9 protein-coding genes and 2 pseudogenes are annotated in these 12,792 nt (G+C 37.0%); 9 read left to right on the forward strand and 2 right to left on the reverse strand.

Features of this window, described 5'->3' with window-relative positions:
- Positions 1-138: 138 nt before the first annotated feature.
- The 5 genes and pseudogenes from serC (at position 139) to V192_RS0107405 (ending at position 5,867) form a co-directional block, all read left to right on the forward strand.
- Positions 139-1,230 (forward strand): 3-phosphoserine/phosphohydroxythreonine transaminase, encoded by a 1,092-nt coding sequence (serC, locus tag V192_RS0107385; RefSeq protein ID WP_025870433.1) that lies wholly within the window; start codon positions 139-141, stop codon positions 1,228-1,230.
- The gene (locus V192_RS0107390) at positions 1,231-2,418 is read left to right on the forward strand and encodes a phosphoglycerate dehydrogenase (RefSeq protein WP_025870435.1); all 1,188 of its coding nucleotides are present in this window, start codon (positions 1,231-1,233) and stop codon (positions 2,416-2,418) included. It begins immediately after the preceding gene.
- Positions 2,418-3,662 carry a DUF1015 domain-containing protein gene (locus V192_RS0107395; protein WP_025870437.1) on the forward strand — a complete coding sequence of 415 codons (1,245 nt, stop codon included), beginning with the start codon at positions 2,418-2,420 and terminating at the stop codon, positions 3,660-3,662. Before V192_RS0107390 ends, V192_RS0107395 begins: the two co-directional genes overlap by 1 nt.
- Before the next feature lie 141 nt (positions 3,663-3,803).
- Positions 3,804-4,597 (forward strand): annotated as a pseudogene (gene proB / locus V192_RS19620) (glutamate 5-kinase).
- 22 nt (positions 4,598-4,619) lie between these two features.
- Entirely contained in the window at positions 4,620-5,867 is a 1,248-nt protein-coding gene (locus V192_RS0107405) for a glutamate-5-semialdehyde dehydrogenase (RefSeq protein WP_025870438.1), read from the forward strand.
- An 84-nt stretch (positions 5,868-5,951) separates the two neighbouring features.
- Here V192_RS0107405 and V192_RS0107410 read toward each other — a convergent pair whose 3' ends face one another.
- The gene (locus V192_RS0107410; RefSeq protein ID WP_025870440.1) at positions 5,952-6,632 is read right to left on the reverse strand and encodes a helix-turn-helix domain-containing protein; all 681 of its coding nucleotides are present in this window, start codon (positions 6,630-6,632) and stop codon (positions 5,952-5,954) included.
- Between the two features lie 245 nt (positions 6,633-6,877).
- Here V192_RS0107410 and hisJ point away from each other — a divergent pair, with 245 nt between their 5' ends.
- Positions 6,878-7,705 (forward strand): histidinol-phosphatase HisJ, encoded by an 828-nt coding sequence (gene hisJ / locus V192_RS0107415; protein ID WP_025870442.1) that lies wholly within the window; start codon positions 6,878-6,880, stop codon positions 7,703-7,705.
- Positions 7,706-7,757: 52 nt separating this feature from the next.
- On the opposite strand, the gene V192_RS0107420 is transcribed toward hisJ, so the two are convergent.
- A complete protein-coding gene (locus V192_RS0107420; protein ID WP_025870444.1) occupies positions 7,758-8,768 on the reverse strand; it encodes a choloylglycine hydrolase family protein in 1,011 nt (336 codons plus the stop codon).
- Positions 8,769-8,988: 220 nt separating this feature from the next.
- On the opposite strand from V192_RS0107420, the pseudogene V192_RS19625 reads away from it, so the two are divergent.
- From V192_RS19625 to V192_RS0107440, 3 genes and pseudogenes are all read left to right on the forward strand, one after another.
- Positions 8,989-11,623: pseudogene (locus tag V192_RS19625) on the forward strand (YfhO family protein).
- A 319-nt stretch (positions 11,624-11,942) separates the two neighbouring features.
- A complete protein-coding gene (locus V192_RS0107435) occupies positions 11,943-12,230 on the forward strand; it encodes a hypothetical protein (RefSeq protein WP_025870446.1) in 288 nt (95 codons plus the stop codon).
- A gap of 31 nt (positions 12,231-12,261) precedes the next feature.
- On the forward strand, positions 12,262-12,573 hold the full coding sequence (locus V192_RS0107440) for a heavy metal-binding domain-containing protein (RefSeq protein ID WP_025870448.1): 312 nt from the start codon (positions 12,262-12,264) through the stop codon (positions 12,571-12,573).
- The last annotated feature ends 219 nt before the right edge of the window (positions 12,574-12,792 follow it).

A 12,792-nucleotide genomic window follows, 5' to 3' on the forward strand; every position in this document is an offset into this window, starting at 1 on the left:
ACAGAGATGAAAAAATCTGTGAAAATAATTACGAAACTTACTTTTAATCTTTTTTTAATCTAAGCTTTCTGTTATAATGGTTTTCACATTTACTATAAAAAAGTAGATGAATGATCATATCGAAGGAGAGATAGATGTATGAAAACTGTTTACAATTTTTCAGCTGGTCCCGCCGTTTTACCTAAAAGTGTATTGGAAAAAGCACAATCCGAATTGGTGAATTACGAGAACAGCGGCATGTCCGTGATGGAGTTGAGTCATCGTTCCTCCCTTTTTGAAACGATCATTGAAAATGCCGAAACCTTACTCAGAGAATTGATGAATATACCTGATAACTATAAAGTGCTCTTTTTACAAGGTGGCGCTAGTATGCAATTTACCATGGTTCCATTGAATTTGGCGCAAAATAAAACAGCCTTATATGTCAACACTGGGTCTTGGGCAAAAAAAGCCATCAGTGAAGCGAAAAAAATCGATAATGTTGATGTTCAAGTGATTGCTTCAAGTGAAGACAAAAATTTCACGTATATTCCTGAAATCCATAAAGAAGATATCCCGCAAGATGCAGCCTATGTCCACATTACGACCAATAATACGATAGAAGGCACAACCATTTATGATCTACCTGATACAGGTGACGTACCGATTGTTGCGGATATGTCTTCTAATATCTTATCGATCGATTATAATGTCGCTGATTTTGGCTTGATCTATGCCGGAGCACAAAAAAACATTGGCCCCGCAGGACTGACGGTTGTCATCGTTCGTGATGATCTAATCGGTCAAGCAGATGTTCTTAGCGCTATGCTAGATTATGATATCCATGCGAAAAACGGCTCAATGTACAACACACCGCCGACCTACAGCATTTACATGGCTAAACTTGTCTTTGAATGGATCAAAGAACAAGGCGGAGTTCGTCAAATGGAAAAACAAAATAAAGAAAAAGCAGCTATTTTATATGATGAGATCGACTCATCTGACCTATTTTCTTCACCAGTAAATCCAAAAGACCGTTCGATCAACAATATTCCTTTTATTACTGGAAGTGATGAACTAGATAAAAAATTCAATCAAGATGCTTTAGCTGCAAGCTTTGAGAACTTAAAAGGACACCGTTCTGTAGGTGGTATGCGTGCAAGTTTGTACAACGCATTCCCGAAAGCTGGTGTTGTAGCTTTGGTTGATTTGATGAAAAAATTCGAAGCAGAAAATGGAGGAACAAAATAGATGTATGATATTAAAACATTCAATGCAATTGCACCAGTTGGTTTAGCTCGTTTTAACGAAGAAAATTTTACGATCAATAAAACGGAAACACCTGCTGGCATCATTTTACGCAGTGAAAAACTCCATGACTATGCTTTTCCTGCTTCTGTTTTAGCCGTTGCTCGTGCGGGCGCTGGAACGAATAATGTTCCAGTTAAACAATGTACCGAAGACGGTATCGTTGTGTTTAATACACCAGGTGCCAATGCTAACGCGGTCAAAGAATTAGTCATTGCTTGTCTACTTTTATCTGTCCGTCCAATTTTAAAAGGCTCTAACTGGGTACAAACTCTGACCGGAACAGATACTGAAGAACAGGCCGAAGCGCAAAAAAAACAATTTGCTGGTACTGAATTAGAAGGTAAAAAGTTAGGTGTGATCGGCCTTGGTGCCATCGGAGCGATGGTTGCCAACGATGCCTATCGTTTAGGGATGGAAGTCACAGGATTTGATCCTTTTGTTTCTGTTGACACCGCTTGGAGTATTTCACGACGTGTCAAACGAGCACAAAGCATGGAGGAAGTCTTAAAAACTTGTGACTTTATCACTGTTCACGTTCCTTTATCTGAAAATACTCATCATTTGATTGGCAAAGAACAATTAGCGCAAATGAAAAACAATGCTGTTTTGCTTAACTTTGCTCGTGGTGAATTAGTCGAAACAGAAGCCGTGATCGAAGCCCTAGCTCAAGGAGAAATCAGCAATTTTGTTACTGATTTTGCCGATGAACGTCTTTTGCACAATGAAAAAATCTTAGTCCTTCCTCACTTAGGCGCATCAACAGAGGAAGCAGAAGTCAATTGTGCAAAAATGGCTGCTCGGACCCTGAAAAAATTCTTAGAAACAGGGAATATCAAACGTTCTGTCAATTTCCCAACAGTTGAAATGGCCTTCAATTCTCCATTCCGTTTCACCATCGTACACAGAAATGTGCCAAATATGTTAGGACAAATCTCAACTGGTATTGCGAATTTAGATATCAATATCGATACGATGATCAACCGCAGTCGTGACGATTACGCCTATACGATCGTTGATATTGCAGAAACAGACGAAGCAAAAATCAATGCCGCAGCGGAGAAAATCCAAGCAGCTGAAAACATTATTCGCGTCCGGACAATTAAAAACGCCGAGGCGGTGAGCTACTAATGGTTATGATCCATCCATTTAAAAGTATTCGACCAGCAATTGAGTTTAGTGACAAGATTGCTACATTACCTTATGATGTTTTAAGTTCTGCTGAAGCGCGTGAACTAGGCGAAAATAATCCTTATTCATACTTGCATATCGACAAGGCAGAAATCGATTTACCTGAAACACTTTCGCCTTATGATGATCAAGTCTACGAAAAAGCGGCTAGCAATTTACAAACATTTTTACAAAAACAATGGCTGATCCAAGATGAGCAACCACTTTTATACCTTTACGAATTAACAATGGATGGACGCGCTCAAACGGGCCTTGTAACCTGTACTTCGATTACTGACTATTCAGATGGGAAAATCAAAAAACATGAATTTACCCGTCCAGAAAAAGAAGTCGATCGTATCCGTCATATTGAAGCATGCGATGCTAATACTAGCCCGATTTTTCTAACTTACCGAAAAAATGAACAGATTCAAACACTGACAGATGAATGGAAAAAATCACACGATCCAGTCTATGACTTCACTAGTTTTCATGAAGTCACTCACCGTGTTTGGCTTGTAGATAAACCAACCGTGATCGAACAACTAGTTACAACTTTTGCTCAAGATGTGCCCGCTTTATATATTGCAGACGGCCATCACCGGACAGAATCAGCGGTCAAAGTTGGACAAAAGAAAAAAGCTGCTCATCCTGAAGCTGCTGAAACAGCGGAATTCAATTACTTTTTATCCGTGATTTTTCCAAAAGAAGAATTGGAAATTTTAGATTATAACCGTGTTGTGAATGTTCCGATCGATACTGATTTCTTCGATCGTTTAGAAAAGAGTTTTACGGTTACAAAAACAGACACAGGAAAACCCACTCAACCGAAAACGTTTGGTATGTATTTGGATGGCCAGTGGTACACACTTACTGCTAAAAAGGCAATTCTATCAGACGACCCAGTTGATCGTTTGGATGTTTCTATACTGCAAACTCATGTATTTGCTACTATTTTTGATATTCAAGATGTACGTACAGATAAACGAATCGATTTTGTTGGCGGGATTCGTGGCATGAACGAATTAGAGCAACTAGTGGATAGTGGACAATGGACCGCAGCTTTTGCCGTTTATCCAACAACGATGGATGATTTACTAAATGTAGCGGATGCTGGTAAAATCATGCCGCCAAAATCAACTTGGTTTGAACCTAAATTGTTAAGTGGACTATTTGTTCACGATTTAGAGACAAATAACACATAAAACTGTAAAATAGAAGAATAAAAGCTAAGCTTGGACAAAAGCCAAATTTTTGTCCAAGCTTTCTTGCAAATAAACTGAAAAGACTAGATAATAGTTTTATCTAAAATAATCTGGAAAAGTTAGGAAATAGCGAGGTCAACCATGCGAAAACAATTAAAAGCAGCAAAACGAATCGTCATCAAAGTTGGGACAAGTACGTTGATTTATCCCAATGGTAATATCAATTTAAGCGCCATCGATCAATTGGCCTTTACCTTATCCGATTTGCGTAACCAAGGCAAAGAGATCATCTTAGTATCATCTGGTGCAATCGGTGTCGGCTTGAATAAGTTAAACATGGACAAACGCCCACCGACCATTCCAGAACAACAAGCAGTAGCAGCGGTTGGGCAAGCGGAGTTGATGAATATTTACAATCAACGATTTTTGACTTACAGCCAGCAAATCGCTCAATTATTATTGACTAGAGACGTGATCGAATACCCTGAAAGCCGTAAAAACGTCACAAACACAATAGAACAACTCCTAAAGATGGGCATCATTCCTGTTATCAATGAAAATGATACGGTAGCTATCGATGAACTAGATCATTTAACAAAATTCGGCGATAACGATCAATTATCTGCAATCGTAGCCCAACTGATCCAAGCAGATGCGTTGATCATGTTATCTGATATCGATGGATTTTTCTCGGATAATCCGAATACAAATAAAGAAGCCACCCTCTTTTCTGAAATCAACGAAATCAATGAAGAGCTTTTACAGTTAGCTGGTGGCAAAGGCAGTCGCTTTGGAACTGGTGGTATGTACAGTAAATTAAAAGCAGCAGAACGTGTATTAGAGCATCATGCGCCATGATTTTAGCGAATGGACGGCAACCAAAGATTATCTTTGATATTTTAGACGGTGAAATGATTGGTACATTATTTATTTAATTCAAAGAAGGAGGAACATTCCATGACTGATTTAATCCAACTAGGTAAGCAAGCCAAAGAAACAGCTTATCAACTAGGTTTGATGGACACAAAAGTGAAAAATGATTTATTACTGCATATGGCAGATGAACTGGAAAAAAACTCTGCTAAAATCTTACTAGAAAATCAAAAAGATTTAGATACAGCCAAGGAAAACGGCATTACAGATGCGATGTTAGATCGTTTGCGTTTAACAGATGAGCGGATCAAAGAAATGGCGGATGGCATCCGACAAGTTGCAACTTTACCTGATCCAATCGGTGAAGTCGATAAAATGTGGAAAAATGAAGACGGCTTGATGATCGGTAAACAACGTGTACCACTAGGCGTGATCGGCATTATCTATGAATCTCGACCAAATGTAACGACCGATGCTGCAAGTCTTTGTTTCAAAACAGGAAATGCGGTGATTTTACGTGGTGGAAAAGAAGCCTTCCATTCAAACAAAGTTTTAGTCACTGTTTTACAACAAGCGTTAGAACAAAAAGGTGCTTCCCCTTTTGCGATCCAGTTTGTCGACGACACTTCTCGGGAAACAGCGCAAAAATTGATGAAATTAAATGATTATCTAGATGTTTTGATTCCTCGTGGTGGGGCAAATTTGATCAAAACAGTTTTAACAACAGCAACTGTTCCAGTGATCGAAACGGGAACTGGGAATTGTCATGTGTATATCGATAAAGACGCGCAACTAGAGATGGCAACAAATATCATCGTCAACGCAAAATGCCAACGTCCTTCTGTTTGTAACTCAGCAGAAACATTATTGATCCACCAAGACGTGGCAGCTGATTTCCTACCTATTATCGAAAAAGCGCTGAATGAATATAATGTAGAATTACGAGCAGATGAGCGAGCACTAGCTATTTTTGAACAATCGATCCCAGCCACTGAAGAAGATTGGGAAACGGAATTCAATGATTATATTTTAGCGGTGAAGGTCGTGGATTCTTTAGAAGAAGCCATTCAGCATATCAATCGCTACAACACCAAGCATTCGGAAAGTATCATTAGTGATAATTATTTTGCTACACAACAATTTTTGCAACAGGTTGATGCAGCAGCGGTTTATGCTAATGCATCTACACGCTTTACAGATGGGTTTGTGTTTGGCTTTGGAGCTGAAATCGGGATCAGTACGCAAAAACTACATGCACGTGGTCCGATGGGCTTAGCGGAACTTACTTCTACGAAATATATTGTTTATGGTGACGGGCAATATCGAAAGTAAACAACTGATAAATAAATGACCAATAAAATGACTCAGATAGTCAATTATCTTGAAAAAATTTTATTGGTCACTTATTTTATGGTATTAATGGTGAATCGGCTCATCCTCATCTTGTGGAACTTCTTCATATTCTTTATGCATGATATCTCTGTACATTCCTGGAATTGAATCCCAAGACACAAAAGATATACGCCGTACGTATAGTCCTTTATGTTGTATTAATGCATAATTTTTGCCTTTTGGAGATTGCCCTCCTTTAAAATCCAATCTCGTTCCTTCACCAAATGGATCATCCGTAACCCAAATATTTTTGTAAGGATCTGGAATTTGCAGCTCTTTACTATTTTCTTCATACTCGTTTCCTTCATTATAAGTAACTTCAGTCGGTAATGTAGCATATCCTATTTTCATGTCCATAAAAGGATTGAATCTATCTACCCACTGATTCTTATATTGGTACGTATTAAAAAAAATAACTGTTCCTAAAAAAATAGTTACAGTAGCTATCAGTGCATACCTATAGACTTTTTTTAATTTTAAATCCGCATCGATCCTTTTTATCATTTTGACGTCCCCTCTCATAAATTCATCTAAAGTAATGCCAAATAATTCACTGAGAGTAATCAACATCGCAACATCTGGATATGTACGACCTGTTTCCCAGCTAGAAATTGTTTTATCTGAAACATTAACTTTTTCTGCTAATTCTTTTTGAGTCCATTCGTTCGCAATTCGATATTTTTTCAATTGAGTTCTTAGCTCCATTAATTAAGCTCCTTTCTAATCACAATATAAAATGAGAGAAGTCCCTACGCTACCTTGTATGTGTAGAATGAGGAATATAAGAAAATCTATAGTTTGTAGAATGCCTATAAATCAATGTTTGTATATTGGTTTATTATACCAAACGCATCCAACTCAAACATTGCTGTTTTTACTTTTAAAACACATTTTGCTACACTGTCTATAAATAAATGCAAAACTTATACACAACAAAAGGAGGATACTTCATGAAACGTGATGGTCATACTCATACAGAATTTTGTCCCCATGGAAAAGTCGATGATACAGAATTACTGATCAAACGTGCAATCAGTCTCGGTTTTAAAGAATACAGCATTACAGAGCATGCGCCTTTACCTACAGGCATAGAAAAATGTGCAGCTGGAGATCCAAAGGTGTGGACAACTGCTTCGATGGCTTTGAATGATGTGGATAACTATTTTAAAAGAATGGACTATTTGCGGAAAAAGTACGCTTCTGACATTATAATCCACATTGGTTTTGAGCTGGATTACTTTTCAGAATTTGAAGGATGGACGAAGGACTTTTTGGCCGAATATGGACCGCAGACAGATGACGGAATTTTATCCGTACATTTTCTTGAAGGAAAAGATGGCTTACGTGGAATCGACTATTCTTTTGAAGAATATCAAACTGGAGTCGTTGACTATTTAGCTAGCTTTGAAAAAGCTCAAAAACGTTACTATCAAAAGGTTTTAGCATCTTTAGAAGCAGATTTAGGTCCGTGGAAACCCACCCGTTTAGGACATATTTCTTTGTGCCAAAAATTCGAACGTTTCTTTGATGAATCCACTGACTATTCTTCCGAAAATCAAGAACTTGTCCACACCCTTTTAACACGTGTGCAGCAAGAAAAATACAGCTTAGATTTAAACACTGCTGGATTTTATAAACAGGGTTATCAACAGAGTTATCCACAGGTGTGGATAACTAAAAAAGCGATTGAATTAGGAATCCCTTTTATTTATGGATCGGATACCCATTCATTAACTGAGGTCGGTCAAGGGTATGAAAAAATCAAACAATGGCTTTAAAAAAATACTAAGATTCGCAGAAGTGTTGCTCGCGAATCTTAGTATTTTTATTTTAATTCAAGGCTTTATACTGCGGTGTTTTCACTAAATCATAGGTCTTGATCTGTTCACCATCTCTAGCTGCTTCATCGAAATGGATGGTTTGGATCGTAAAATTATCGTACATTTTAACATATAATTGTTTTTCACTTAAATCATAAATAGACGTATATTGCGTATATTGACGATCTTGTCCGGCTGGTTCATCCAGCTTGACTACACCTTTGACGATATCAGATGTGGATAAAATATGAAATGCTTTGTTGATGCTCTCTTTATCCCCAACTGGATCACTAAATTTCAATAAATATGCCGCTCGAACAAAGCGAGAGGTAGCCGTGTAATCTCCTGGAATACCATGCATACCAGACCCCTTACCTGCCGATAAAACGTGATGTTCGTGGAACATTGCCTCTTTTGCATTTACATCAGATAATCCTGTATAGTTTTCCAAATTAGTCATATGCCAATCAAACTTGGGGCTGTTAGTCATCACACCAATTGGGTTTTCATATACATCAAAGCCTAGTTTTAGTGAAGGTTCAACAACAATTGTACGACCAGCAGCATCTGTAAACATAAAGTGCTGTGGCAACCCTGGTGCTTTACCATTTGTTGAAAGATCAGCAATCGCCACTGTTGAAATCTTTTCTTCTACTTCCTGTGTATCCTTACAATTTGCTAATACCCAAAAAACAAATTGCTCTGCTAGTAGCGGTAATTTACCGGCATGTTTAATTTCTTCAATGGTCGAATATCGGTTAAACTCCGCAAAGTATTGCGTGATTCCTCCAAGTCCATGTTCATTGACGCCATCAACCACACTCTGAGCGCCAGTCTGTTGATTTTCTTTGATTCCCATTCCTAATACTGAATACAGAGTTTGCCATTGTTCAATCCCCTCCGTAATTTTCAGCTTTCTAGGAATTTGCACACCAATATAATCAAAATTGATATTGTATTCTTGGGTTCTTCCAAGATAATGATTTCTTTCTATTGAGCTCAAATGAATACCTGTACACATGAATATCCCTGACTTTCTATATTGATAGTTATATAGATTAATTATACTCGGGTTTTGATTTTTTACACAATAAAATATCAAAACAACTAGTTAAACTATTTTTTCAATTTAGCCCCTAACAAATTTTTCGATTTTCTTTAATTTTTCCTTTCTAGCAATCAATTTTTCTAAGGATATGCTAAACTATATATATTCTATTTATTACGTTGTGAGGTTGATTATGAAGAAAAAAATACAGGCATTTATTAAAGAAAACTGGCCTTATATGACCGCTAGTTTTTTCATACCATTTTTTGTGATGGTCATTGTTTATTTAAGTTTAGGTATTTATCCTGGGAGTAGCCGTAGTGTGATGGCGAGCGATTCCTTTTCACAATTCTCCAATTTCCACGCTAGTTTTAACAATGTATTGCATGGTAAGCAAAGCATTTTTTATACGTGGAATGCATCGCTGGGCTTAAACTATCTTTCACTGATTTCCTATTATCTTGGTGGCTATTTACGCCGCTCGTTATCTTTTTTAAAAACCAGAATATTCCTGATGCGCTGTATTTGATCACTTTATTAAAAATTGGTTCAGCCGGCTTATCTTTTTGGGTGTTTGCTCGGAACACCTATAAGATACCCAAATGGGGCCATGTCATGCTTAGTGTTCCATATGCGTTGATGTCATTTGCTACGGCACATTCAGAAATCATCATGTGGTTAGACGCTTTTACTTACCTTCCTTTGGTTATTTTAGGTATACATCGTCTGATGGATGAACGAAAACCAACGCTGTTATTTGTAAGCTATCTGCTATTATTTATCTCGAATTTTTACATGGGCTTTATGATCGGTGTCTTCTCTTTCCTATACTTTATTGCCCGAATGTTGACGAATTGGAAAGTTTATAAAACGCGTATCCTTTCTTATGGAATCACCTCTCTTTTAGCTGGCGGGGCTTCAATGATCTTAGTATTGCCAGCGGTCCTTGATTTACGAGCAAATGGGGAGACCTTATCTCAAGTCACCCGGTTTAAGACTGAAGCAACTGCTTTTTGGGACATCGTGATGAAAAATATGATCGGTGTCTATGATACAACAAAATATGGTTCGATTCCTTTTATCTATGTGGGTCTATTACCTTTGATTTTCTGTATCTTTTATTTTGTCACAAGAGACGTTCCAAAGAAAAATAAACTCCTGTTTGGGAGCCTATTTCTTATTTTGATTGCTAGTTTTTATATCACACCACTAAATCTATTTTGGCATGGGATGCATGCGCCAAATATGTTTTTGTTTCGCTACAGCTTTTTATTTTCTTTCTTAGTTGTTCTGTTAGCAGGTTACGGATTTGAAAAATTTAAAACAGATGATTTAGGCTTACTAGCCGGCTCCACGATCATGCTGATTGCACTTTTTGCTTTAGCTGAAGGAACAAAAGATGCAAAAAGTTATGACTATATTCCGCTTTCAGCCTTTGTTATCACAGTTTTATTTTTACTGCTGTATCTAGCTGGGATCGTCTTTTATCAATTAAAAAAAATTCCTATGCATTATTTGATCATACTATTGGTATTACTGGTTTCGACTGAAGCATTTATCAATACAAATACAATGTTACAAGGTATTTTAGATGATTGGAACTACGCTTCTCGCAGTCTTTACTCTGAACCTTATCCATCTATCAAAAAGCTTGTCGATAAGACAAAAAAAGACAATGACACATTTTATCGGTTAGAAAATTTAAATCCAGTTTCTTCCAATGATAGTATCAATTATGGCTATAGTGGCGTCAGCTTGTTCTCTTCTATCAGAAATCGTCATTCATCTTCTTATTTAAATGACTTGGGCTTCCGAGCTAGAGGAACTGGTTTGAATATTCGTTATCCAAACAATACATTGTTGATGGATTCTCTAGTTGGGATCAAATATAATATTTCTGAAAGTGATCCGTTGAAATTTGGCTTTTTCCCGACTGACAAAGCTGGAAAATTTCATTGTATGAAAACAGTAATGCACTACCGTTAGGCTTTTTAGCAGATAAAGATATCTACAAAGTCAAACAGCCAGCCAACGATAATTTGAGCAGCCAAAGCGAATTATTCAATGCACTAGCGGATCAAAAACAAAATTATTTTAAATTCTATCAACCTACTATCATCAATAAAAATAATGTCAAAATCGAACAAAATGCGAGTTCTGTGACCTATCGCGAAGTTCAAAGCAACGTAGCGAAAGATATTACATGGACAGTGGACGTGCCTGCGAATACTCAAGCTTATCTTAGCTTGTTCCCAACAGACTTTGGGCAATTAGAAAGTTCGACTGCTACAATGTCAGTGAATGGGACGAGTCAAAAATCGCAAATCAATATCACTGGGCAATATTACAATATCGGTTATTATGATAAACCTACAAGTGTTACCTTTACTGTCAGCTTTTATGGTACAACTGCTGTCAGCTTTATGGAGCCTAAAGTAGTCGGGTTAGATACAACAGCTTTTGAAACATCCGTCCAAGCGATTCAAAATAAAGGGGCTGATCTAACGGCTAAGGGACGCAAAGCGGTTGGAACTGTGAATGCAGAGAATGATCAAGTCCTCTTAACAACGATTCCTTATGATAAAGGTTGGAAAGCTTATGTCGATGGGAAAAAAGTACCGATCGAACCGTTTAAAAAAGCCTTTGTTAGCATTCCAGTCACACAAGGTGAACATACGATTGAATTTGTTTATTTACCAGAAGGTTTTGTACTTGGTGTGATGCTGTTTATTATTTGTATTGGCGGGTTTGTAGTCTATGTCAAAGTAATCAATAAACCTAGACTTGCATTAGTACCACCGAAAAAACGTAACCGGAAAAAACGTTAAATTCGTTAAGAGACGTAGACAAAACTGATCTTTAGTTTTGTCTACGTCTCTTATTTTTTGTTGTAGGGATTTATTGTCGATAAAATAAGCCACATTTGCCTCTTGATGTATTTTTGCCTCTCATTTAATGAAGTATTAAATATTTATAACCAGTTGACTAGAAAAAGTGTATCCAGTATGATTAGCATAAAAAAGAAAGATTGCTCAACTAGGCAAAAAGGTCTGAGTTTAGTCAATCAATGCGAACCCAATATGCTCAAAATTGAAAACGCTATCGTGGGATGGACGGTCTTGACTGATATGAATGGAGGGAATAAACATGAATGAAACAAAACATATCTCTATTTTTGGGACTAACTTAGCTATACTTATTTATTACTTTTTACCCCGAATGCACATTACAACACTGTCTCCTTATTGGAATATGTTTTTCAATTTCAGAAGTATTTGTGTAACTATTATTACGCTAATGATGCTATTCATTACTTTTCAAAAAACCTATGCTAATAAATGGCCTAGTGTAAATTTAAGTAGGATGGTTACAGGCGCATATATTTTATTTTTACTAGCTACACCGTTTTATTTTATGATGCTTGAATTTATATAGTGAGTAAATGGATAAAAGCAGGCTAGATATTATGCTAGTTACAACAACAGAAAAGATTCCCAACCAAGAATACGAAATTATTGGAGAAGTTTTTGGTTTAACTACACGTTCAAAAAATATGTTTAAAGATCTTGGTGCAGGGTTAAAATCTGTCGTTGGTGGTGAAATCAAATCTTACACAGAAATGCAACGAGAAGCGCGTGACCAAGCAATCGAGCGCTTGAAAATTGAAGCAAGCCATTTAAATGCGGATGCAGTTGTGATGATGCGTTTTGATTCAGGTACAATTGGTCAAGATATGCAATCAGTTGTTGCATATGGAACAGCGGTCAAATACATTTAATTACAAGAGCTACTTCAATGGATTATATAATTTTAGTAGGAATTATAGTTGTAGGTGTGGGCTTGCTATCATTATTTTTAAAGCAAAAACGAGTAGTCACTTGGGGTAATGTATCCTGTCAAGATTTGAAGGACATGATAAACTATTCTACTTTAAAGTTTCACCAAATCCTGTTAACGACTGTGTTTGAAAGATTGTCTCCAGTCCACCAACACGACA

The organism is Enterococcus crotali (assembly GCF_000633635.1).
GTDB lineage: Bacteria > Bacillota > Bacilli > Lactobacillales > Enterococcaceae > Enterococcus_L > Enterococcus_L crotali.